The sequence below is a fragment of the Leptothrix mechoopdaensis (SeqCode) genome (assembly GCF_053893855.1).
Genome location: NZ_CM132699.1, coordinates 3,285,462 through 3,308,754 on the forward strand (window position 1 = coordinate 3,285,462; position 23,293 = coordinate 3,308,754).

General features: G+C 69.9%; 22 protein-coding genes. 7 read left to right on the forward strand and 15 right to left on the reverse strand.

What is annotated here, in order from left to right; genetic code table 11:
* Positions 1–33 precede the first annotated feature (33 nt).
* The 3 genes from ACWA7K_RS14280 to ACWA7K_RS14290 all read right to left on the reverse strand — a co-directional run bounded on the left by ACWA7K_RS14280 (position 34) and on the right by ACWA7K_RS14290 (position 2,393).
* Positions 34–789 (reverse strand): TerC family protein, encoded by a 756-nt coding sequence (locus ACWA7K_RS14280; RefSeq protein ID WP_456162052.1) that lies wholly within the window; start codon positions 787–789, stop codon positions 34–36.
* A 127-nt stretch (positions 790–916) separates the two neighbouring features.
* On the reverse strand, positions 917–1,231 hold the full coding sequence (locus ACWA7K_RS14285) for a MocE family 2Fe-2S type ferredoxin (RefSeq protein WP_456162053.1): 315 nt from the start codon (positions 1,229–1,231) through the stop codon (positions 917–919).
* A gap of 52 nt (positions 1,232–1,283) precedes the next feature.
* Positions 1,284–2,393, reverse strand: a complete 1,110-nt coding sequence (locus ACWA7K_RS14290; protein WP_456162054.1) for a fatty acid desaturase family protein — start codon at positions 2,391–2,393, stop codon at positions 1,284–1,286.
* Between the two features lie 147 nt (positions 2,394–2,540).
* Here ACWA7K_RS14290 and ACWA7K_RS14295 point away from each other — a divergent pair, with 147 nt between their 5' ends.
* A complete protein-coding gene (locus tag ACWA7K_RS14295) occupies positions 2,541–3,599 on the forward strand; it encodes a LacI family DNA-binding transcriptional regulator (protein WP_456162055.1) in 1,059 nt (352 codons plus the stop codon).
* A gap of 69 nt (positions 3,600–3,668) precedes the next feature.
* Here ACWA7K_RS14295 and ACWA7K_RS14300 read toward each other — a convergent pair whose 3' ends face one another.
* From ACWA7K_RS14300 to ACWA7K_RS14310, 3 genes are all read right to left on the reverse strand, one after another.
* The gene (locus ACWA7K_RS14300) at positions 3,669–4,694 is read right to left on the reverse strand and encodes an ABC transporter permease (RefSeq protein ID WP_456162056.1); all 1,026 of its coding nucleotides are present in this window, start codon (positions 4,692–4,694) and stop codon (positions 3,669–3,671) included.
* A 22-nt stretch (positions 4,695–4,716) separates the two neighbouring features.
* A complete protein-coding gene (locus ACWA7K_RS14305; RefSeq protein WP_456162057.1) occupies positions 4,717–6,231 on the reverse strand; it encodes a sugar ABC transporter ATP-binding protein in 1,515 nt (504 codons plus the stop codon).
* Positions 6,232–6,299: 68 nt separating this feature from the next.
* The gene (locus tag ACWA7K_RS14310; RefSeq protein WP_456162058.1) at positions 6,300–7,226 is read right to left on the reverse strand and encodes a sugar ABC transporter substrate-binding protein; all 927 of its coding nucleotides are present in this window, start codon (positions 7,224–7,226) and stop codon (positions 6,300–6,302) included.
* 351 nt (positions 7,227–7,577) lie between these two features.
* Here ACWA7K_RS14310 and ACWA7K_RS14315 point away from each other — a divergent pair, with 351 nt between their 5' ends.
* The 6 genes from ACWA7K_RS14315 (at position 7,578) to ACWA7K_RS14340 (ending at position 15,785) form a co-directional block, all read left to right on the forward strand.
* Positions 7,578–9,530, forward strand: coding sequence for a bifunctional 5-dehydro-2-deoxygluconokinase/5-dehydro-2-deoxyphosphogluconate aldolase (locus ACWA7K_RS14315; protein ID WP_456162059.1), 1,953 nt, complete (start codon positions 7,578–7,580; stop codon positions 9,528–9,530).
* 41 nt (positions 9,531–9,571) lie between these two features.
* Complete coding sequence (gene iolD, locus ACWA7K_RS14320) at positions 9,572–11,452, forward strand: 3D-(3,5/4)-trihydroxycyclohexane-1,2-dione acylhydrolase (decyclizing) (RefSeq protein WP_456162060.1); 1,881 nt, start codon at positions 9,572–9,574, stop codon at positions 11,450–11,452.
* Between the two features lie 56 nt (positions 11,453–11,508).
* Positions 11,509–12,438 carry a myo-inosose-2 dehydratase gene (iolE, locus tag ACWA7K_RS14325; RefSeq protein ID WP_456162061.1) on the forward strand — a complete coding sequence of 310 codons (930 nt, stop codon included), beginning with the start codon at positions 11,509–11,511 and terminating at the stop codon, positions 12,436–12,438.
* Positions 12,439–12,501: 63 nt separating this feature from the next.
* Positions 12,502–13,305, forward strand: coding sequence for a 5-deoxy-glucuronate isomerase (iolB, locus tag ACWA7K_RS14330; RefSeq protein WP_456162062.1), 804 nt, complete (start codon positions 12,502–12,504; stop codon positions 13,303–13,305).
* A gap of 375 nt (positions 13,306–13,680) precedes the next feature.
* Positions 13,681–14,565 (forward strand): hypothetical protein, encoded by an 885-nt coding sequence (locus ACWA7K_RS14335; RefSeq protein ID WP_456162063.1) that lies wholly within the window; start codon positions 13,681–13,683, stop codon positions 14,563–14,565.
* 128 nt (positions 14,566–14,693) lie between these two features.
* Positions 14,694–15,785 carry an oxidoreductase gene (locus tag ACWA7K_RS14340; protein ID WP_456162064.1) on the forward strand — a complete coding sequence of 364 codons (1,092 nt, stop codon included), beginning with the start codon at positions 14,694–14,696 and terminating at the stop codon, positions 15,783–15,785.
* Between the two features lie 37 nt (positions 15,786–15,822).
* Here ACWA7K_RS14340 and ACWA7K_RS14345 read toward each other — a convergent pair whose 3' ends face one another.
* The 9 genes from ACWA7K_RS14345 to ACWA7K_RS14385 form a co-directional block, all read right to left on the reverse strand.
* A complete protein-coding gene (locus ACWA7K_RS14345) occupies positions 15,823–16,929 on the reverse strand; it encodes a FimV/HubP family polar landmark protein (protein WP_456162065.1) in 1,107 nt (368 codons plus the stop codon).
* A gap of 28 nt (positions 16,930–16,957) precedes the next feature.
* Positions 16,958–17,707: a phosphate/phosphite/phosphonate ABC transporter substrate-binding protein gene (locus tag ACWA7K_RS14350; protein WP_456162066.1), complete on the reverse strand. Its 750-nt coding sequence runs from the start codon at positions 17,705–17,707 to the stop codon at positions 16,958–16,960.
* Positions 17,704–18,204, reverse strand: a complete 501-nt coding sequence (locus tag ACWA7K_RS14355) for a PAS domain-containing protein (protein WP_456162067.1) — start codon at positions 18,202–18,204, stop codon at positions 17,704–17,706. The genes ACWA7K_RS14350 and ACWA7K_RS14355 overlap by 4 nt, the downstream gene beginning before the upstream one ends.
* Positions 18,205–18,227: 23 nt before the next feature.
* The gene (locus ACWA7K_RS14360) at positions 18,228–18,590 is read right to left on the reverse strand and encodes a roadblock/LC7 domain-containing protein (protein ID WP_130480888.1); all 363 of its coding nucleotides are present in this window, start codon (positions 18,588–18,590) and stop codon (positions 18,228–18,230) included.
* Positions 18,591–18,666: 76 nt separating this feature from the next.
* Positions 18,667–19,305 carry a hypothetical protein gene (locus tag ACWA7K_RS14365; protein WP_456162068.1) on the reverse strand — a complete coding sequence of 213 codons (639 nt, stop codon included), beginning with the start codon at positions 19,303–19,305 and terminating at the stop codon, positions 18,667–18,669.
* Between the two features lie 40 nt (positions 19,306–19,345).
* A complete protein-coding gene (locus tag ACWA7K_RS14370; RefSeq protein ID WP_456162069.1) occupies positions 19,346–19,882 on the reverse strand; it encodes a GTP-binding protein in 537 nt (178 codons plus the stop codon).
* Between the two features lie 82 nt (positions 19,883–19,964).
* Positions 19,965–22,037, reverse strand: a complete 2,073-nt coding sequence (locus tag ACWA7K_RS14375) for a hypothetical protein (RefSeq protein ID WP_456162070.1) — start codon at positions 22,035–22,037, stop codon at positions 19,965–19,967.
* A 54-nt stretch (positions 22,038–22,091) separates the two neighbouring features.
* Positions 22,092–22,775 carry a hypothetical protein gene (locus ACWA7K_RS14380; protein ID WP_456162071.1) on the reverse strand — a complete coding sequence of 228 codons (684 nt, stop codon included), beginning with the start codon at positions 22,773–22,775 and terminating at the stop codon, positions 22,092–22,094.
* Positions 22,772–23,209, reverse strand: a complete 438-nt coding sequence (locus ACWA7K_RS14385; RefSeq protein ID WP_456162072.1) for a bactofilin family protein — start codon at positions 23,207–23,209, stop codon at positions 22,772–22,774. Before ACWA7K_RS14385 ends, ACWA7K_RS14380 begins: the two co-directional genes overlap by 4 nt.
* Positions 23,210–23,293: the final 84 nt, after the last annotated feature.

Consider the following 23,293-nt stretch of genomic DNA (forward strand, 5'->3'; position numbering starts at 1 on the left):
CGCCCTGGGCAAACACGCTCAGGGCGCACACGCTCAGGGCGCGTCCTTGTGCAGCGTCACCGGCTTGGGCGACATCCGGCTGCGTAGCCGGATGTTGATCATCTCCACGATCACCGAGAAGGCCATCGCGAAGTAGATGTAGCCCTTGGGCACGTGGGTGTCGAGGCCCTCGGCGATCAGCGTGACGCCCACCAGCACGAGGAAGGACAGCGCCAGCATCTTGATGGTCGGATGGCGGTCGACGAACTCGCCGATCGACTTGGCGGCGAACATCATCACGGCCACCGAGATCAGGATCGCCAGCACCATCACCGAGATCTGGTCGGCCAGGCCGACGGCGGTGATCACCGAGTCGAGCGAGAACACGATGTCGATGATGGCGATCTGCACCAGCACGCCCGAGAAGGTCGCCACGGCCGGGGTCCTGGCCTCGCCATCGCCCTCGCCATGACCGCCTTCGAGCGAGGCGTGGATCTCGTGCACGCTCTTCCACAACAGGAACAGGCCACCGCCCAGCAGGATCAGGTCGCGGCCTGAAATCTCGTTGCCCATCACCGTGAACAGCGGGTTCGTCAACCGCATGATCCAGGCCAGCGACATCAGCAGCGCGATGCGCGAACCCATCGCCAGCGACAGGCCGAGCCGGCGGGCGCGATCGCGCTGGGCTTCGGGCAGGCGGCCGACCAGGATCGAGATGAAGATGATGTTGTCGATGCCGAGCACGATCTCGAGCGCGGTCAGGGTCGCGAGCGCGATCCAGGCATTGGGGTCGGCGAACCAGTCGAACATGGGTTTCCCTCGGGGTTGCGTGATCTGAACGTCAAAAGGCCGGTGCCTCTCGGCACCGGCCCATTCTTGTCGAAGCGCGCTCGGATCCGGCCTCGCCGCCGAAAGTTCCCGGCTCAGAGTTCCCGGCTCAGACCTCGATCTGGATCTGGATCTGCCCGTCGGCGATGCGCGCCGGCCAGGTCTTCAGCTTGACGCACACCGGCGCCCCCAGCGGGCGGCCGTCGCGGATGTCGAAGCGGCCGTTGTGCTTCGGGCATTCGATGACGTGTTCCATCACCAGCCCGTCGCACAGGTGGACCTTCTCGTGCGTGCACAGGCCGTCGCTGGCGTAGACCTGGCCGTCGTAGCGGTAGACCGCGTAGGTCCGGCCGCCGTGGTCGAAGCGCATGACGTCCTCGTCGTCGAGGTCGTCCAGTGCGCAGACGTTCACCCAATCGCTCATCGCGGGTCTCCTGCTTTCCGGTTCAAGTGTTGTCGTGTGGAAAACGCCGGGCTCAGCCTTGCGGCGCGGCTGCAGGCATCGGTCGCTGCACGAAGTGGCCGGGCTCGCGGCGCTGGCGCAGCACGGCGGGGATGATCTCGCGGTAGGCCTCGACGGTGCTGCGGTAGGCGGGCGGGCAATCGGCCCGGATCGCCTCGTGCAGCCGGGGCAGCGCGTGGTACGGGACCATCGGGAACATGTGATGTTCGACGTGGTAGTTCATGTTCCAGTAGAGGAAGCGGAACACCGGGTTCATGTGGACCGTGCGGCAGTTGCGGCGATGGTCGGTCACGTTCTCCGGCAGGCCGGCGTGCTGCGTGAAGCCGAAGAAGTTGAACAGCCACGCACCGGCAAACGACGGCAGGCCGATGAAGAACAGCGGCAGCCAACTCTCGGTGGCGACGGCGGTGGCGACGACCGCCGCGTAGACCAGCAGCCAGACGCGCGCCTCGCGGACCATCTTCGGCCACTCCGTCTCGGGCACGAAGGTCTTCTCTTCCTCGTCCAGCCGGCCGAAGGCATTGGCGACGACCCGTGCCAGCTCGCGCGGACCGCCCTTCAGCTGGAACAGGTTCAGCAGCGTCGAGACGACATCGGTCGGCACCGGCACCGCGATCTCCGGGTCGCGGCCGGTCACCAGCGTGTCGGTGTGGTGGCGCGCATGGCTCCAGCGCCAGCGGGTCGGGCGGCGCAGCACCATGAAGCTGGCGACCTGGTAGAGCGCGTCGCTCATCCAGCGGGTCTTGAACGGCGTGCCGTGGCCGGCCTCGTGCCAGCGCGAATCGGCCGGACCGCAGTACAGCGTCGCGTAGACGAAGAAGGCCAGCGCGAACCAGGCCGTGCCCCAGCTGGCCGCCATCGCCGCACCGGCCAGCGCGATGACGCCGAACCAGATCAGCGTGTCGCGGATGGCGGGCCCGTCGCTGCGCTTCATCAGGTCCTTCATCAGCGCGCGCGGCACCTCGCAGCGGTACCACTCGGCGTTGACCAGGCCGGCGGCCTGCGCGCGTTCGCCGGCACCGCCGATCAGGGCGTAGTCGGACCGCGTCGGCTGCGGGCCGCGGATGGGGGCTGGGGGGGCCGGGGCGGCCAGCGTGGCCAGGGTTGGGGGGGATGCGCTCATGTCTCTCGTCACCTGCTGCTCGTGTGGCCGCGATGCTAGGCAGGCCGTCGGCGGGGCACAATGAAAATCCATCATTTCCCATCAGAAGCCATCAAGCATGGCGCAACGCATCATGTCATTCCCATCATTTGATTCAGGAGCAGCGACATGGGCCAGCGCGCGACCCTGACCGACGTGGCCCGCGCGGCCGGCGTCAGCAGCGCCACGGTCGACCGGGTGCTCAACAGCCGGCTGCCGGTCAAGGAGGCGACCGCCCTGCGGGTGATCGAGGCGGCCGAGCGGCTGGGCCACCACGGCGCACGCCTGATGCGCGAGCGCCTGCGCGAGCACACGGACCTGCGCTCCTTCGGCTTCTGCCTGCAGAAGCGCCACGCCTCGTTCTATCGCCGCTTCGCCGAAGACCTCAACGCCGCCGTCGCTGCACCGGGACAGGCGCGTGCGGTGGCGGTGATCGAGTACATCGACGCGCTCGATCCGGCCGAGATCGCCCGCCACATCCTGGACGTCGGCCGGCAGGTCGACGCGCTGGCGCTGGTGTCCATCGAGCACCCGCACGTCAGCGAGGCGATCCGCACGCTGCACGCCGAGGACCGGCCCTGCTGGACGCTGCTGTCGGACCTGAGCGTGCCCGAGCGCGCCGGCCATGTCGGCGTGGACGGCCGCAAGAGCGGTCGCACCGCCGCCTGGACCATCAGCCGCATGGCCCGCACCCCGGGCCCGGTGGCGGTGTTCGTGGGCAGCTACCGCTACCTCGGGCAGGAGGCCTGCGAGATGAGCTTTCGCGCCTACCTGCGCGAGCACGCGCCGCAGTTCCGCGTGCTCGACACCTTCGTGAACCTCGAGGACGACCAGCTGGCCTACGAGACCACGCTGGACCTGCTGCGCCGCCATCCGGACCTGGTCGGTCTGTACGCGGCCGGCGGCGGCGCGGCCGGGGTGATCCGCGCGCTGCGCGAACGCCCGGTGCCGGGCCCGCACGTCGTCACCGTGTGCAACGAGCTGACCCCGGAACATCGCGCCGGCCTGGCCGACGGCCTGGTCGACCTGGTGCTGGGCACGCCCACCCGGCGCATCGCCCGCACCGTCGTCGACGCCATGCACGCGGCGCTCGACCGGCGCACGTCGACCAGCGCCGCCGCCACACCCCACCCGCTGGCCGTCCCGATGACGCTGTCGGCGGAGCTGCATGTGGCGGAGAACCTGTGAGCGAAAAAAGAGGCAGACCGCTTGGCGCCGGTCTGCCTCTCATGCCCTCGAACCTCTGGCCGAGGCCGATCAGCTGCGGCGCTTGCGCTGGCGGTACTGGTCGGCCACGACGGCCGCCACGATGATGGCGCCCTTGACCATCTCCTGGTAGTACGCGTCGATGCGGATGAAGGTGAAGCCCGAGGTCATGACGCCCAGGATCAGCACCCCGATCACCGTGCCGGTGATGCGGCCCAGGCCGCCCGACAGCGAGGTGCCGCCGATGACGACCGCCGCGATGGCGTCCAGCTCGTACATCACGCCCATGCCGGACTGGCCGGAGATGGCGCGGGCGGCGGTCACCGTGCCGGCGATGCCGCTGAGCACGCCGGCCACCGCGTAGATCCAGATCAGGTGGCGGTTGACGTTGATGCCCGAGACGACGGCCGCCTGGCGGTTCGCGCCGATGGCATAGGTGAACTTGCCGAAGCGGGTGTAGCGCAGCACCACGTGGAAGATCGCCGCGACGATCAGGAAGATGAAGACCGGCACGGCGCCCGAGCCGATCCAGGCGAAGTCGTCGGTCAGCATCGACACCGGCATGCCGCCGGTGAACCACTTGGCGAAACCGCGCGCCGCGACCATCGTGCCGAGCGTGGCGATGAAGGGCGGGATGGCGGTGAAGGCAATCAGCGAGCCGTTGATGACGCCGATCACCAGCCCGGCGAACACGCCCGCGAGGATCGGGTAGATCGCCGGCAGGTCGGTCAGCTGCGGGAACACCGCGCGGGGGAAGTCCGAGACCTGCGCCAGGCTGGCCGCGACCACGGCAGATGCCGCCACGACCGAGCCGGACGACAGGTCGATGCCGCTCGTGATGATCACCAGGTTGACGCCCACCGCGATGATCCCGATCACCGCCATCTGCAGGATGATGATCTGCAGCCGCTCCGGGTTCATCAGGAAGCTCTGGCCGTTGACCCACCAGCCCAGTGCCTCGAAGAACAGGCTGATGCCCACCAGCACCAGCAGGATGCCGAGCTCGGGCGGCAGCTTGCGGCGCGGCGGCTTGAAGGTCATGGACTGCGCGCCCACGCTTGCGTTGAGTTGGTTCATGCTTGCCTCGAAATCAAAGTCTTCACTGCGACGCCAGTTCCATGATGCGGACCTGGTCGGCCTCGGCCCGGTCGACGATGCCGGTCATGTGGCCCTCGTGCATGACCATCACGCGGTCGCTCATGCCCAGCACCTCGGGCATCTCGGAGGAAATCATCAGCACCGCCACGCCCTGGCCGGCCAACTGCGTCACGAGCTTGTGGATCTCGGCCTTGGCGCCGACGTCGATGCCGCGGGTCGGCTCGTCCAGGATCAGGATCTTGGGGTTGGTCAGCAGCCAGCGGCCGATCAGCACCTTCTGCTGGTTGCCGCCTGACAGGTTCTGGATCACCTCGGCCAGGTTGGGCGTCTTCACGCGCAGCTTGGCGCTCATGGCCTCGCAGTCGCGCTTGAGCTCACCCTCCTGCACGAAGCCGAACTTGACGTAGCGCTGGCTCAGCACCGCCGCATCCATGTTGGCCAGGATGTCGAGCAGCAGGAAACAGCCGGTGTCCTTGCGGTCCTCGGTCAGGAAGGCCATGCCGGCGCGCATCGCCTGGGCCGGGTTGCGGATGTCGACCGGCTGGCCGTCGATGCGGATCTCGCCGGTCGTCGCCGGCACGACGCCGAACAGCGCCTCGGCCACGTTCGAGCGGCCCGAGCCGACAAGCCCCGCCAGGCCGAGGATCTCGCCGGCGCGCAGGTCGAAGCTGACGCCGCTGAAGATGCCCGCGACGCCCAGGTCGCGCACCGACAGCACGACCTCGCCGATCGGCACGGTCTCCTTCGGGAACATCTGCGTGACCTCGCGGCCGACCATCATCTTGATGATGTCGTCGCGCGTGACCTCGGTCGACGCGCGGGTGTCGATGTACTTGCCGTCACGGAACACCGACACCTCGTCGGCGATCTCGAACAGCTCGTTCATCTTGTGCGTGATGTAGACGATGCCTTTGCCCTGCGAGCGCAGCTGCTTGATGATGCGGAACAGGTGGGCGACTTCCTTGTCGGTCAGCGCGGAGGTCGGCTCGTCCATGATCAGCACGTCCGAGTCGAACGACACGGCCTTGGCGATCTCCACCATCTGGCGGCTGGCGATGGACAGGCTGCGGACCTCGGCCTCGGGGTCGATGTCGATGACCAGCCGGTCGAACAGGGCCTGGGTGCGGCGGCGCAGCTCGGCGTGGTCGACGAAGCCGAGCCGGTTCTTCGGCTCGCGGCGGATCCAGATGTTCTCGGCCACCGTCATGTAGGGCATCAGGTTGAGCTCCTGATGGATCATGGCGATGCCGTTGTTGAGCGCATCAAGGGGGCCTTGCAGCGTCAGGGGACGGCCCTTGACGCGCAGCTCGCCCTGATCGGGGATGTAGACGCCGGCGATGATCTTCATCAGCGTCGACTTGCCCGCGCCGTTCTCGCCCATCAGGGCATGCACGGTGCCGGCGCGCAGCTTGAAGCGCACGTCGTCGAGCGCGACGACGCCGGGAAAGGCCTTGCGCACGCCTTCGATCTCGAGCAGCGGGGGCTCGACGGCGGCAGCGGGGGCGGTGAGGGACATGCGACAACCTCTCGTACAACGAAAGGAGCGCCTGACGACCCGAAGGCCGGCAGGCGCTCCGGCACCGATCAGTTCTTGCCGGTGTACTTGCTCAGGTTGGCCGGGGTGACCAGCTCGAACGGCACGTTGACGAAGCGCTCGACCTTCTGCTTCTTGATCAGCTTCAGCGCGGCGTCGATGGCGCCCGAACCCTGGCCGGCGGCGTTCTGGAACACGGTGACCTTCAGGTCGCCCGCCTTCATCGAGGCCAGCGCGTCAGGCGTCGCGTCGATGCCGGCGACGATCGAGTTCGGCGTCCACTTCTTGGCGGCCTTCAGCGCGTTGATCGCGCCCAGCGCCATCTCGTCGTTGTTGGCGATGATGGCGTCGAACTTCACGCCCGAGGACAGCCAGTTGGTCGTGATGTCCTGGCCCTGGGTGCGGTCCCACTTGCCTTCACGCTTGTCGGCGATCTTGATGCCCGAGCATTCCTTGGTCGCGACGACTTCTTCGATGTCCTTGGTGCGGGTGCGCGCAGCTTCGTTGGACAGCTCGCCCATCAGCACCAGCACGTCGCCCTTGCCCTTGAGCAGGCGGCAGACTTCCTGGGTCTGCAGCGTGCCCGACACCTTCTCGTCGGAGGCCACGAAGGCGACGCCGGCGGGCAGCTTGTCGAAGTCGACCGGCTTGCGGTTGACGTAGACCAGCGGGATCTTGGCGTCGGTCACCATCTTGGTGATCTTCGGGGTCGCGTCGGTGTCGACCGGGTTGACGATGATGGCGTCGACCTTCTGCGCGATCAGGTTCTGGATCTGGCTGAGCTGCTTGCCCACGTCGTTGCCAGCGTCCTCGACCTGCACGGTCGCGCCAGCCTTCTTGCCGGCTTCGAGCGTGCCGTTCTTCAGGATGGTCAGGAAGGTGTCGAGCTGGGCCATCGCCAGGCCGACCTTCTGTGCGTGGGCCAGCGGGGTGGCCAGGGTGCCGGCAACAGCAACGGCAAGCAGGATCTTCTTCATGGTCAGTCTCCTCGGTTCGGAACGTTCGGGGTCGGACGTGTGGGCAGGTCGACACCCGGGTTGGGCACCGCGTCGGCGTCCGGGTGGCGCCTTCGCGATTTCGGTGTCGCCCCCCATGGACGGCACCGCTTTCGGGCTGCTGCACTGACGGGGATCAGCGTCTCAGCACGGCGCCAATGTAGTTCCGCCGCCCGTTTTTTTGGAAATGAATTTCTGCGGAGTTACCCCTAGCGAAGTTCATTTCGCTTGTTCTAGACTCGGCGCCCATCGCCTCGGCTACCCGAGGTTTCCCTTCCCGCAGCCCCATCCGATGGCGCCCCGCAGCGGGCGAAAGCGTCAGAAAGCGTCTCCATGAGTGCCTTCAACTTCCCTTCCGGCCGCCGCATCGACCTGGCCTGTCTCGGCCGCGTCGCGGTCGATCTCTACGCCCAGCAGTTCGGCAGCCGACTGGAAGACGCCCGCAGCCTGCAGATGTACCTGGGCGGCTCGTCGGGCAACCTGGCCTTCGGCGTGGCGCGGCTGGGCCTGAAGAGCGCCATGATTTCGCGCGTCGGCAACGAGCAGATGGGCCGTTTCCTGCGCGAGACGCTCGAACAGGAAGGCTGCGACGTCAGCCAGCTGCAGACCGATCCGGAACGCCTGACCGCGCTGGTGCTGCTGGGCCTGAAGGACCGCGACACCTTCCCGCTGCTGTTCGTCCGCGAGAACTGCGCCGACATGGCGGTCGACGCCGCGCTGATCGACGAGAACTTCATCGCCCAGTGCCGCGCGCTGGCCTTGACGGGCACCCACCTGTCGACGCCGACGACGCGCCGCGCCGCCACCGCCGCGCTGACCGCCGCGCGTCGCCACGGTGTCGTGCGCGTGCTCGACATCGACTACCGCCCGGTGCTGTGGGGCCTGACCTCGCGCGGGGCGGGCGAGAACCGCTACGTCGCCGATGCCAACGTGACGCTGCAGCTGCAGCAGATGCTCGGCCACTTCGACCTGCTGGTGGGCACCGAGGAGGAGTTCCTGATCGCCGGCGGCGTCAGCGACGACCTGATGGCCTCGCTGCGCGCCGTGCGCGACGTGTCGGCCGCGACGCTGGTGGTCAAGCGCGGGGCGCTGGGCTGCTGCGTCATCGAGGGCGCCATTCCGGCCGCGATCGACGACGCGCCGACCTACAAGGGCGAGCGCGTCGAGGTGCTCAACGTGCTGGGCGCCGGCGACGCCTTCCTGTCAGGCCTGATGACCGGTCTGTTGCAGGGCAAGGACTGGGCCGGCGCGACGCAGATGGCCAACGCCTGCGGCGCAATCGTGGTGTCGCGCCACGCCTGCTCGGCCGCGATGCCCACGCCGGCCGAACTGGCGCACTGGTTCGGCGGCAGCCGCAACCCGAAGGTCGATGCCGACGAGCAGCTGGCCCACCTGCACCGCGTCAGCGCCGCCCGGCCGGACTGGTCCGAGCTGTGCGTCATGGCCTTCGACCACCGCAGCCAGTTCTTCGACCTGGCCCGCGAGGCCGGTGCCGACGAGGCCCGCATCCCGAAGCTCAAGCAGCTGCTGGTCGGCGCGGCCGAACAGGTCGAGCAGAGCCACCGGCTGCAAGGCCACATGGGCGTGCTGATCGACGGCGGCGACTACGGCCGCGACGCGCTGGCCGCCGCCACCGGGCGCGGCTGGTGGGTCGGCCGGCCGGTCGAGCTGCCGGGCTCGCGCCCGCTGCGTTTCGACGGCACCCGCTCGATCGGCAGTGCGCTGATCCACTGGCCGACCGAGCAGGTCGTCAAGTGCCTCGTCCACTACCACCCGGACGACGATTTCCAACTGCGCCTGGCGCAGGAACAGACCGTGCTGGAGCTGTGGGAAGCCACCCGCGAGAGCGGCAACGAACTGCTGCTGGAGGTCATCCCGCCCAAGGCGATGACGCCCGCCGGCACCGAGGACGAGGCGGTGCTGCGCGCCGTCAAGCGCTTCTACAACCTGGGCGTGAAGCCCGAGTGGTGGAAGCTCGCGCCGATGCAGCCGGCCGGCTGGACCGCGCTGGAAGCGCTGGTCGCCGAACGTGACCCGCATTGCCGCGGCGCCGTGATCCTGGGCCTGAACCAGCCGCTGCAGTACCTGGCCGACAGCTTCGCGCAGGCGACCAACCCGATCGTCAAGGGCTTCATGGTCGGCCGCACGCTGTGGGTCGAGCCGTCGCTGAAGTGGCTGCGTGGCGAGATCGACGACGCCGCCTTCCAGCAGCAGGTCGGCCGCAACTTTGCCGTGCTGATCGAGGCCTGGCAGAACCGCCGTGGCGGCCAGCGCGCCGCCGCCTGATCCGACACGCCCGCCCCTTCAGCTTCATCGAGGCACGAGCCATGAACACGATCCGTCTCACGATGTCCCAGGCGCTGGTGCGCCACCTCGCCGCGCTGCGTGTCGAGGTCACCACCGCCGACGGCCGCACCGAGCTGCTGCCCTACTGCGGCGGCGCCTTCGCCATCTTCGGCCACGGCAACGTCGCCGCGCTCGGCGAGGCGCTGTACGCGCAGCGCGACGTGCTGCCGACCTGGCGCGCCCACAACGAACAGGGCATGGCGCTGGCCGCCGTCGCCTATGCCAAGGCCAACTTCCGCCAGCGCATCCTGGCCGTCAGCAGCTCGATCGGACCGGGTGCCACCAACATGGTGACGGCCGCTGCCGTGGCGCACGTCAACCGCATCCCGATGCTGCTGCTGCCCGGCGACACCTTCGCCAACCGCGCGCCGGACCCGGTGCTGCAGCAGATCGAGAACTTCGGCCAGGGCGATGTCAGCGCCAACGACTGCTTCCGCCCGGTCACGCGCTACTTCGACCGCATCACCCGGCCCGAGCAGATCCTGACGGCGCTGCCGCGCGCGATCCAGGTCATGACCGACCCGGCCAGCTGCGGCCCCGTCTGCCTGGCCCTGCCGCAGGACGTGCAGGCCGAGGCCTTCGACTGCCCCGAGTCCTTCCTGAAGCCGGACGTGATCCGCTGGCGTCGCCCGCCGGCCGATGCCGGTGAACTCGAACGCGCCGTCGCGCTGCTGAAGACCGCCCGCCGGCCGCTGATCGTGGCCGGTGGCGGCGTGCTCTACAGCCAGGCCTGGGACGCCCTGCGCGCCTTCGCCGACACGCACGGCGTGCCGGTGGTCGAGTCGCACGGCGGCAAGAGCGCGCTGCCCTGGGACCACCCGCTCAACCTCGGCGCGATCGGCGTCGACGGCGTCACCGTCGCCAACCAGATGGCCCGCCAGGCCGATGTCGTGCTGGCCGTCGGCACCCGCCTGCAGGACTTCACCACCGGCTCGCACGCGCTGTTCGCGCAGGCCCGGCTGCTGAGCCTGAACGTGCAGCCCTACGACGCCGGCAAGTGGAGCGGCACCGGCCTGGTCGCCGATGCGCGTCTCGGCCTGCAAGGCCTGAGCGCCGGGCTGGCCGGCTGGTCGGCCGATGCCGGCTGGACCGCGCAGGCCCGTGAACAGGCCGCTGCCGGCCAGGCCTGGATCCAGCAGATCACCACCGCCGCGCCGCAACCCGGCGTGCTGCCCTATGACGCCGAGGTAATCGGCGCGGTGCGCGACTCGCTCAACGACGCCGGTGGCGACAGCGGCGCGAAGGACATCGTGGTCTGCGCCGCCGGCACGCTGCCGGCCGAGCTGCACAAGCTCTGGCGCGCCCGTGCGCCGGGCGGCTATCACATGGAATACGGCTACTCGTGCATGGGCTACGAGATCGCCGGCGGCCTGGGCGCCAAGATCGCCGCGCCCGAGCGCGAGGTCATCGTGATGGTCGGCGACGGCTCCTACATGATGATGAACTCCGAGCTGGCGACCTCCGTGCTGCTGGGCCGCAAGCTGATCGTGGTCGTGCTGGACAACCGCGGCTACGGCTGCATCGAGCGGCTGCAGCGCGCCTCGGGCGTGCCGGGCTTCAACAACATGCTCGACGACTGCACCGCCGAGGGCGGCGAACGCAGCACGCTGGACTTCGCGCTGCATGCCCGCGCGATGGGCGCCGACGCTGTCCACGTCGCCAACGTCGCCGAGCTGAAGGCGGCGATGGTCAAGGCCCGCGCCGCGACCAAGTCACAGGTCATCGTGATCGACACCACCCACACCCGCACCTCGCCGGGCGGCTGCTGGTGGGAGGTCGCCATCCCCGAGGTCTCGCCGCGCGGCGATGTCGAGGCCGCGCACGGCCGCTACGTCGACGGCAAGCAGGGCCAGCGGCTCTGAATGGCTTTCACCATCCCCGACACTCCTTCCCCTTCTCTTCAAGACTGAGCACCGACATGAGCTGGAACGTCCGCATCGGCATCAACCCCATTTCCTGGATGAACGACGACCTGCCCTCGCTGGGCGGCGAAACCCCGCTGGAGACGGCGCTGCGCGAAGGCGCCGAGATCGGCTACGTCGGCTTCGAGCTGGGCAACAAGTTCCCGAAGGACGGCCCGTCGCTGAAGGCCAAGCTCGACGAGTTCGGCGTGGTCTGCGTCTCGGGCTGGTACTCGGGCTTCCTGGCCGAGGTCGCCCCCGGCCAGACGAACGAGGCGGCCGTCGCCGCCGAGATCGAGCGCTGCGCCGCCCACATGGCCAAGCTGCAGTTCAACGGCTGCAACGTGGTCGTCTACGGCGAGTGCGCCGGCACGATCCAGGGCCAGATCGACACCCCCGTCGGCAAGCGCCCGCGCTTTGCCAGCGCCGCCCTGTGGCAGGCCTATGCGGAGCGCCTGAACGCCTTCGGTGAACACCTGCTCAAGACCTACGGCATCCGGCTGGCCTACCACCACCACATGGGCGCCTACGTCGAGTCGCCGGCCGACATCGACCAGCTGATGGCGCTGACCGATCCGGCCAAGGTCTTCCTGCTGTTCGACACCGGCCACGCCTGGTACGGCGGCGCCGCCGACCCGGTCGCCACGCTGAAGAAGCACCTCTCGCGCGTGGTCCACGTGCATTGCAAGGACGTGCGCCCGAGCGTCATCGGCCAGGCCCGCAACGACGGCTGGAGCTTCCTGACCGGCGTCATCAACGGCACCTTCACGGTGCCCGGCGACGGCGTGATCGACTTCGACGGCGTGCTCAGCACGCTGCACGCCGCCGGCTACGAAGGCTGGCTGGTGGTCGAGGCCGAACAGGATCCGGCCGTCGCCCCCAGCTACCAGTACGCCCAGAAGGGCTACCGCACGCTCAAGGCGATCGTGGACCGGCTCGGCGCCTGAGCCACACCCGGCCCCACCTGAAGTCCCGCAGTCCCGCAGTCCCGCAGTCCCGGAGTTCGCACCATGTCCCTGCTCGTCAAGGCCCGCCCGGGCCGCGAGATCTGTGAAGTCACCCCCGCCTCGGCCGGCTGGAAACACGTCGGCTTCAAGGCCCTGCGCCTGGCCCCCGGCGATCGTGAAGGCCTGTCCACCGGCGAGCGCGAGCTGTGCATCGTCGTGCTGACCGGCACGGTCGACGTGGTGGTCGACGGCGAAACGCACACGGGCCTGGGCACGCGCGACAGCGTCTTCGACGGTCCGCCCGATGCGATCTACGTGCCCGGCGGCAAGGCGGTCGAGATCGTCGCCAGCCGCGCCGCCGAGGTCGCGCTGTGCACGGCGCCGTACAAGGGCGCGAACGGTGGTCACCCCGTCAAGCGCATCGACGGCAGCGCGATGCGGCTGAGTTCGCGCGGCAAGGGCAGCAACACGCGCCACGTCTGCGACATCCTGCCGCAGGACGATCCGTCGGCCGACCACCTGCTGGTCGTCGAGGTGATCACCCCGGGCGGCAACTCCAGCAGCTACCCGCCGCACAAGCACGACCGCGATGTGCCCCCCGAGGAAACCCTGCTGGAGGAGACCTATTACCACCGCATCAACCCGCCGCAGGGCTTCGCGTTCCAGCGCGTCTACACGGACGACCGCAGCATCGACGAGTCGTGCGCGGTCGAGGACCATGATGTCGTCATGGTTCCCAAGGGTTATCACCCATGTGTGGCACCCCACGGTTACGACCTTTATTACCTGAACGTGATGGCGGGCCCCGGCCGGCTCTGGCATTTCAAGAATGACCCAGCTCATGAATGGATGCTCAAACCGACCTGATCCGGCAAAGTCAACGTACCGTCGCGTAACTGAGACACCAACCCAACCGGGGTTTACACCCAAGCATCACGCTTGATTTCCCGCAACCGATTGCGCCCCGGGAACCCCTGTCAGGCGCACGCCCCAGGACGCTGCAGCGCACAAATCATGTGCATGCAAAGTAACCCGCTGAAATCTTGCGGTGCAGCACGCACACGATGCGTGGAAGAAACTGGTGCGGCACAAAATGACATCCAGTTTGCAGAGTGGCTTCCACGCAACGACTCGATTGCCGAAAAGCCAGCCGCAGATACAGTTCACCCCGAACTTGGATTTAACCCCGTTCACCCACGGCCGGCTCGCGGCCAATTTCGCAACCCGAGAGGAGAAACTCGAATGCAACGTTTCATCAAGCTGAGCGCCGTCATGGCCGCCGTCATCGCTGCTCCGGCCTTCGCTGCCCCGACCCTGGACGCGAACCTGGAACTGGACAACAAGGCGCAAGGCCAAGGCCGTGGCATGAGCCAAGGCGGTCGCGTCGAGTTCAACGTCGCTGGCAAGGCCGGTGACGACAACGGCTTCGTGGCCGGCCGTGGCACGCTGCTGCTGAAGAGCGACGGCACCACCGGTACCGACGACATGTGGGGCCAGATCGGCACCAAGATGGCCGACGTCAAGTTCGGTCGCTTCGAAGCCGCTGACCTGTTCCCGGCTGGCAAGGACGTCTACGTCGACAGCGCCGGTGCCGCTTCGGGCTACCGCGCCAACAAGCTGCGTGGCCGTTTCGATGGCAACCCCGCTCACTTCGCCCTGACCGTGAACGCCGGCGCCGCCGCGTTCGAACTGGGCCTGGCTGACTCGAAGGTCGCTGGCGAAGTCAAGGGCGTCCGCCCGGTCGTGTCGTTCAACGCCGGCCCCGCCGCTGTGAAGCTGGGTCTGGAAAGCGTGACCACCGTCGGTGGCGCCAAGTACGACGGCTTCGGCGCGACGGTCGGCCTGGCTGTCGGTGGCGGCAACGTCAACCTGAACGCTGCCAACGGCAAGAACAAGACCACGAACGTCAAGGACAGCAGCATTGGCGTGAACGCCGTGTTCGGCCCGGCTGGCATCGCCTACGTGCAAGACAAGACCGGCTCGGTCAAGCAGAACACCATCTACGCTGCTTACTCGCTGCCCCTGTTCGCCACCGGCGCGACCATCACCCCGGCCGTGTCGAGCAGCTCGTCGAGCGGCTTCCAGACCAAGTCGGGCGTCGCTGTCCGCGTGAACTACGCCTTCTGATGACCGGGCTGCCAGCCGCAAGGCCGGCAGCCTGAGGATGGGGTGACCCTTCCTCGACTCAGACCCCAAGGGCCGGCTTATGCCGGCCCTTGGTCTTTCTGGCATCGATCTTCTCGAAGCCCCTCCACATGAACGCTCCCTTGCAGGTCGCCCTGATCGGCCACGGCTACGTCGGCCGCACCTTCCACGCCCCGCTGATCGCGGCGACGCCCGGCCTGCGGCTGGCGCTGATCGCCTCGTCCGGCGACGCCGCCGCGCTGCGCTCGCAATGGCCGGGCGTGCGGGTCGAGCCGGACTACGTCGCCGCCGCGACCGCCGACGGCATCGACCTGGTCGTCATCGCCACGCCCAACGACCGCCACCACCCGCTGGCGCGCGCCGCGCTGCTGGCCGGCAAGGCCGTGGTGATCGACAAGCCCTTCACCGTCACGCTGGATGAGGCCGAAGACCTGGTGACGCTGGCACGCCAACGCGGCCAGCTGCTGTCGGTCTTCCACAACCGGCGCTGGGATGGCGATTTCCTGACGCTGCAGGCGCAGATTGCCGCCGGCACGCTCGGCGAGGTGCGCGAGTTCGTCTCGCGCTTCGACCGCTACGACCCGATCCCGCGTGACCGCTGGCGCGAGCGCGCCGGGCCGGGCGCGGGGCTCTGGTATGACCTAGGGCCCCACCTGGTCGACCAGGCGCTGTGCCTGTTCGGCGCGCCCGACACCGTCACCGGCGACATGACCCGCCTGCGCGACGGCAGCGAGGCGGTCGACTACGCCCAGGTCACCCTCGGCTACACGGCACCGCAGCGCCGCGTGACGCTGCATTGCACCCGCCTGGCAGCCCTGCCCGCCCCGCGTTTCGAGATCCACGGCCAGCTCGGCAGCGTCGTGTGCGAAGGCCTGGACGTGCAGGAAGACCAGCTCAAGGCCGGCCTCGTGCCCGGCGCGCCCGGCTGGGGCGAAGACCCGCGCCCGCTGCGCTGGATGGACTGGCGCGACGCCGCGCCGCACCTGCCGCAGCCGGCCAACACCCGCGCGCCGCGCGATGCCGTCGCCCTGCCCCGCCTGCCAGGGCGTTACCCGGCCTACTACGCCGGCATCCGCGACGCGCTGGCGCACGGCGCCGCCAACCCGGTCACGGCCGAGTCGGCGTTGCGCACGATGCAGGTGATGGACGTCGCGATGCGCAGCGCCGAGCAGGGCCGCACGCTCGCGTTCGCGCCGGCCTGAGCCGGCGCCACGGTCAGCGCCAGGGTCGGCGCCCAGATCAGCGCGAGGACAGCTCCACCGCGTCGGCCTGCTGTTCCAGCGAGCCTTCGCGGGCGACCGCCGCCAGCCACGGACGGGCGGCCTCGCGCTTGCCGACCTCGATCAGCGCACGCGCCAGGTCCAGCTTCAGGGCGGCCTGATCGCGCAGACGGGCGTCCTGCGTGCGGGCCTCGGCGTCGCCCGTCGGTGCGGCGACGCTGGCCGAGACGATCTCGCCGTCGGCCCCGCGCACCAGCTGCGCGGCCGGTTCCAGCGTCTCGACCGCACGCGCCAGGTCGGCCGCCGCGTTCGAGATGTCCAGCACCTTCGGGCGCCGCCGCCGGGTCACGCCCTGCTCGTCGACGAAGGTGGACGGCAGCGCGTCCTCGTTGACACGACGCGGCCGGCGCATGCCCCACCACAGGCCACCGGCCAGGCCGACCAGCAGCACGGCCATGCCGTAGGGCAGCCAGCGGGTCAGGCCATCGGTCGTGACCGGCCGGGGCGCCGGGGCGGGCGCGGCCGAGGCGGGTGCGGGGGCGGAAGCGGGTTCGGGCGCCGACGCGACCGGGGCCGGTTCGGGGGCCGAAGCCGGTGCCGGCGCAGGCTCCGGAGCAGGTGCCGGAGGCGGCGTCACCGGTGCCGGTGCGGGAGCCGGCGCAGGGGCCGGCTCGGGCGCCGGTGCCGGCTTCGGCACGATCGCCAGCGGCGTCAGCGCCGGCACGGCCTTGCCCTGGTTGAGCGCGTCGAGGTGGATGTCCACCAGCGCGGCGGCACGGCCGGCCGGCTCGGCGCGGACCGCGTCCAGATCGGGGATCTGCAGCGTCACGCCCTTGCGCAGCCGGTGCATGTTGCCGCCCTGGAAGGCGTCCGGGTTGGCGCGCAGGATCGCCACCATGACCTGCGGGCGGCTCGGCGTGTTGCCGCTGACCACCGTGCCGGCGATGGCCCACAGCGTGTCGTTGCTGACCGTGACACGGCTGCCGGCCGCGGACGCCGCCGCAGCGGGTGCCGCGGCCACCGTGTTCGCGCCCTGCTGGGCCCCGGCCGCCAGCGGCACCGAGGTCCAGCCGGCGCAGGCCGCCATCAGCAGCACGGCCAATGGCCGGAGGGTCGGAGTCGTCATCGTCGTGGGCTTCCGGAGGTTGTGGGCCTCAGACCTTCAGGGTGTCCATCAGGTCGATCATGAACTCGGTGGCTTCGGCTTCCTGGGCCATGAAGCCTTCGAGGCCGAGCGCCTGCAGCACCGCGCCGCCGTCCGAGCCGGGCGCGTCCATCGCCGGCAGCAGCTCGCGCAGCGGCGCCACCAGATGGGCCGCGCGCGGGCCGGCCAGCAGCACGTGGCGCACGTCGCCGATGTCGCTGGTGACGAGCGGGCGCAGCTGGCGGCGGATCACAGGGCTCAGGCCGTTGTAGGCGCGGGCCAGGAAGAAGCCGGCGTCGGCCTTGCCCTGCACCAGCTGCTTGGCCACCAGCACGTAGGAGCCGACGGTCGCGTTCGTGGTGTTGCCGGCGTTCAGGTCGGCGCTGGCCAGCGTGATCATCCCGAGCAGGTTGACCACCGGGTCGCTGGTGACGGCCAAACGGGCGCCGCCACGCAGGTCCTCGACCCGCTGCACCGGCGAGTCCACCGGCACGGCGATGACGACCTCGTCGGGCAGGTTGCGCGGCGCGGCCAGCGCGACGAAGCCCTTCTGGCGCACCAGCATCGCGGCGTCGTACGGGTTGGCGTAGATCAGGTCGACGCGGTCGGCGTCGATCGCCGCGCGCTGCGACTCGAAGTTCTCGAACAGTTCGAGGTGGATGCGTTCGCCCAGCCGGCGCTGCAGCCACGTGTTGAACACGTACCAGCCGGCGATGTGGTCGGGCGAGAAGTCGGGGCTGACGGTGAGCTGGAGGGTCATGTCGCGAGCTCCTCGGCTCGCATCCGCGCGTACTCGGCGGTGTGGGCCTCGACCTGGGTGCGCGAGGGCTTGCGCCGCACCGAGGTGTAGCCCACCACGACGCCGTCGCGGATGTTGGGGATCACGGTCGCCAGCACCCAGTAATGGGCGCCGTCCTTGCGCAGGTTCTTGACGTGGCCCTGCCACGTCTGGCCGCGCTGCACCGTCTGCCACAGGTCGCGGTAGGCGGCCGCGGGCATGTCCGGGTGTCGCAGGATGCAGTGCGGCTGGCCGATCAGCTCGTCGCGTTCGTAGCCCGACATCTCGACGAACGCGGGGTTCGCGTGCGTGATGACGCCGGCCGTGTCGGTGCGCGAGACGATCAGCTTGCCGTCCGGGAACGGCACCTCGTGTTCCACCGTCCAGACGGTGCGTTCGAAGCCGTCGTGATGGCGCAGCCGGTGCTCGCGCCGTTCGGGCGCGCCGGGCAGCAGCCAGGCTTCCTGGAAGTCGGTCATGGTGCGGGTCCTGGCCTCTTGCGTCAGATGACCTTGCTGATCGAGTCGGCGGCGCGCTTGACGTCCAGGAAGATCAGGCCGAGGCGGGCGTTCGGCTTGCACAGCGCGGTCAGCACGGCGTCGTTGCCGGCGTGGGTCATCAGCACGTAGCCGCGATGGCCCTTGACCAGCACCTGCTCCAGCTCGCCGCGGGCCAGCTCGCGCGAGGTCCGGTCACCCAGCGACAGCATGGCCGCGCTCATCGCGCCGACGCGGTCCTCGTCCATGCCGGCGGGCAGCATGGAGGCCATCATCAGGCCGTCGGTCGACAGCACGGCCGAGGCCTCGATGTCGGCGGTCGAGCCATTGAGTTCGCTCAGGATGGAGTTCAGTAGTTCTGCGCGCATGGCGGGTTCCTTTTCGTGGGGTTCGTGGGTGGAGTCGGGGTGCGGATCGGATCGAATCGCGACGGATCGGCCTGGGTCAGGCCGCGCCGCCGTAGCGCACGCCGAGGGTCCAGATCAGCGTGGTGTAGGCCTCCTGGTTGAAGCGCGGTTGCCCGCCCACGACCAGGATGAAGTAGTCGTCGCCGAAGTACAGCGGCCAGAAGCCGAGTTCGCTGTAGCCACCGGCGTTCATGAAGCCCCAGCCGTCGCCGCGCAAACGCATGTTCCCGTGCAGCAGCTGGGCATGGCGTTCCTGCACCGAGGCCAGGTCGGCGCCGAGCGCGGCGAGTTCCTCGGACTGCTCGTGCGCGAAGCCGGCGGTGCCCAGGTAGAGACCGCGCTTCTCGGCCAGGATCGCCTTGCCCTCGTCGGACAGCTGCGCCAGCACCGGCGGCAGCAGCGCCTCGATGCGCTCGGGCGGCACCTCGACCTGCACCGGCAGGCCCTGGATGAAGCCCGAGGACTGCATGCGGTAGACGAACTCGAGCGCGTCGTGTTCGTTCAGGCCGGTCCACTGCGCGATCAGGCCGGGGCTCAGGCGCGGCGTGGCCGGCTCGCGCAGCAGGCGCTGCAGGAAGCTGCGCGCCGGATCGCGGTCCGGCCGGCTGGCGGCGTAGTAGGCGCCGGCCGGGGTCGGGTGCAGGTAGTACTCGCCGGTGAGGGTGTAGTGGTCCATGGTGGCGCGGGGTCTCGCTGGAAGGGCGGCTGGACCGGTCTCAGATGACCGGGTCGATCGACAGCAGCATGGCCTGGATCAGCGAGGACACGTCCTCGCGGCGGCGGGCGTCGACCTCGAAGATCGGCGCGTCGATGTCCAGCTCCTTCATCTGCCGCACGTAGTCGTCGATCGTGGGCGACGAGCGCGTGTCCATCTGCGTGATGCCGATGACCAGGCGGGTGCTGGAGATGAACTCGTGGAAGGCCTTGACGTAGAACTTCATGTCCTCGAAGGGCGTCGGGCGGGTGTTGTCCAGCAGCAGGACCAGGCCGATGCCGCCCTGCGTCAGGATCTCCCACATGAAGTCGAAGCGCTCCTGGCCGGGCGTGCCGTACAGGTGGACCTTCTCGGTCGGGCCGAGCCGGATCATTCCGTAGTCCATCGCCACGGTCGTCGCCGGCTTGCGGCGCGTCGTCATGTCGGACGCCTGCTCGTCGGTGCGGATCGGCTCGATGTCGCTGATCGAGGCGATCGCCGTGGTCTTGCCCGCGCCCACCGGGCCGGTGAAGATGATCTTGTGGTCTTTGTGAGCCATGGTGTGCGCAAGGCGGCTGGCCTGCGTGGAGGTGTCGGGGTGGCGTCGGACGGGACGGCGGGTGCGGACGGTCGCGCGGCGCTCAGGCCTGCAGCCAGCCCAGCAGGCGGGTCAGCAGGCCACGGTTGCGGGCGCCGCGACGCTGGGCCCGCTTGACCGAGCTGCCGTCCTCGGTGACGAGGTCGGACGCGGCGGCCGCGCAATAGAAGGCGAACACGTGGCGCTGCGGGATCTTCAGCAGCTCGGCGGTCTCGATCAGGCCGGCGCCCCGGGTCGCCCACAGCGCGGCCACGCGCATCGCGTGGGGCGTGCGCTGCACGCGGGTCAGGTTGGGCCAGTGCTTCAGGTAGACCGGGCGCTTCAGGTCGACACCGGTCGGCAGGCGGCCCTGCGACTGCAGCAGGCCGGCGCGCCACAGCAGGCGGTCGAGCGGCTGCCAGGCCTCGCCCTCGCGCAGCTGCAGCGCGGCCTGCTCGTGGCGGTTCAGCGCCAGCGTCTTGATGCGTTCGGGGCCACGCGCCAGCAGCTCGGCCAGGCGGTCGGCCTCGAAACCGAGCAGCACGCGGTTGCGCGGCGCATCGACGATGACGCGGCCGGCGCTGAACTCGAACTGCGTCGGCACCTGCCACTTGCGGCCGATCAGGTAGGCCTCGGTCAGCGCGGCGACCAGCGACTGGCCCGGATCGAAGCGCAGCGAGCGGTCGGCCTGCAACGCCTCGGCCGTCGCATCGGCGCGGCTGCCGCAGTAGGTCAGCTCGTCGGCCTGGTCGGTCGGGCTGGACAGTCCGCGCCAGACGACGGCCGGACGGGCGACGGCCTCGTCGCCGCTGGCATTGGCGTTGTCGTTGGCGTTCGCGGCGTCGTTCGATGCGGCTTCGGCGGCATCGTCCTGCGACGTAGCCTCGGCGGTCGCGTCGGCGGCGGGTTCGCCATAGGGCTCGATGCGCACCACCGGCTCGGCCTCGAGCGTGATCACCGGCGAGGCGGTGCCGGCATCGCCGACCGGGCCGTCGTTGGCGGCCGGCGTGGCGACGCGGGCGCCGGTCTCGGCGGCGTCGGGTCCGGTCTCGTCGAGATCGTGTTCGTCGCGGTCGTCGTCATCGCCGTGATCGGCGTGATCCGTCGAGGCGGCCTGACCGCCGTCGCGCGCACCGTGCAGCACGACGCCGTTCGGGTCGACCCAGCGCGTCGGACCCTTGCGACCGCGCTTGCGCACATGGGTCTTGTTGAGCGGCACCACCACCGGGCGAGCCGCCGGCACGGCCGGACTGACGCTGGCGGTGCCGAGGACGACCGGCTCGGGCGCGACCGTCTCACGCACCGCGTCGGCGACCGGCTCACGCACGGGCTCACGTACCGGCTCACGCACCGACCCTGCCGCCGCCGGGTAGGTCGTGCGGGCGACGGCCGGACGCGCGGCGGCCTGGGCCGGCTGTGGCGCGGCCGGCGCGCCGAACAGGCGCTTGAGAAAGCCGCCGATGCCGGCCGGCCGAGGATCCGGCTGACGCGCCGGGCGCGGTTCGTGGCGCAGCGGCTCACGCGGCGCCGGGCGGGGTGCTGAAACGGGTGCGGCAACAGATGCGGCAACGGGTGCGGCAACGGGTTCGGCGATCGGCGCCGCCACCGGCGCGACAGCCGCCACGACAGGTGCCGGAGCCGGTGCCGCCTCGGCCTCGACCACCGGCGTGATCTCCGGAACGACGACCGGAACGACGACCGGCTCGGCGACCTGGGCCACGACGGGGACCACGACCGGCTCGGGCACCACGACCGGGGCCGGTGCCGGGGCAGGTGCCTGGACCACCGGCGCCGCCGCCTGCATCGGCTGCCAGCGCATCGCCCCCAGTTCGGCGGCGGCCTGCAGCAGCGCGGCCGGCGTGATGGGCTTGCGCACCCAGACCGTGCCGGGCAGTTCCTGCGGCTGGATCGACATCGCGATGCCGGGTCGACCGGTGCCGGCGTGCCAGCTCTCCCAGTGCTGGCGCGAGGCCAGCGTGTCGACGTCGAAGATCGCGGCGTGGGCCTGCTCGGGGTCGGTGACCGAGAAGCTGCTGCGACCGGTGCTGGAGAAGAAGTAGTCCAGCACGGCCTGGGTCCGCGGCGGCAGCGACAGCAGCACCACGTTCAGGCGGGAAGGCGGCTTGAGGTGATCCACGGGGTCCGGGCTCGGCTAGGGGAAATCGGTGACGGGTGGCGAGGCGAGTGCGCCTCAGGCCCAGCCCGCCGGCAACTGGCCGTATCGGGCCAGGAGGCGTTCTGCCATCGCGGTCTTCGCCGCGTCGTCCCGGCTGTGCCGGTAGATGCCCAGCAGCTCGCGCTGCACGTCGGCGTCGGTCGGGTCGTCCAGCAGGCCCTGTTCCAGCAGCGCGCGGGCGGCATCGAGGTTGCCCTCGTCGAGCATCGCGGCGGCCTGCTGGTGCAGCGTCTGCACGGCGGCGGCGACGCGCTGGTGGCTCACCATCTGAGCCATGCCGACGATGGCCGGGTGGAACAGCGAACCCGGTGCCGACGGCAGGGCCACGCCCCGGTTCAGGCCGACGTCGAGGTAGGCACGCAGGAAATGCGCGTCCTCGGGTGCCAGCCAGGCTTCGGCCTGGTCCAGCAGCCGGCCGCGCAGCGCACGGCCACGCGGGCCCAGCGCCAGGAACAGGTCGACCAGCGCGCCGAAGGCGAGGTCGGTCAGCGGTGCCACGCAGGCCAGCTGCACGCGCCGCACATGGGCTTCCAGGTCGAGCGGGTCGCGGGCAATGGCCGCGCCCAGGTGACGCCACTGTTCGCGCGCATCCCCCTGGTCGAGTGGCGCCAGGCTGCCCGGACGGTGGCGCGAGAACACCGGGTGCAGCGTCAGCCCGTCCGGGCCGGCTGCGGCGGCGAGCGTGGCGTCCAGGCTCACGCTGCGGCTCCGGCCTGCTTGTTCTTGACCAGGTGGCCGGTGATCTCGGCACCGGCCTGCATCTCGAGCGCGTCGTAGTGGACGTCGCCGGCGATGCGGGCATTGGCGCGCAGGTCGACCAGGCCGGTGGCGTAGATCGTGCCGACGATCTCGCCGTAGACGATCACGTGGGAGACGCGCACGTCGCCCTCGATGCGGCCGCCGTCGCCGATCACCAGCGTGCCGGCCTTGACGTCCGAGACGGTCACGTCACCGCGGATCGCGCCGTCGATGCGCAGGCCGCCGGTGAACACGAGGTCGCCCTCGATGCTGGTGCCCGGGCCGATCAGGCAGTCGATGCGTTCCTGCAGCGGATCGCCCTTCTTCTGCTTGCCGCCGAAGAAGGAACGCACGCCCTGGTTGGGTGCGGGAAGGGACTGGCGCTGGGTGCTCATGAGGGGTTCCGATCTGGCCCGGTGCGGGGCCGAAAAGGCGGATCTGGAAGACTTGGACCGACCTGATCGATCGGTTCCGGGAAT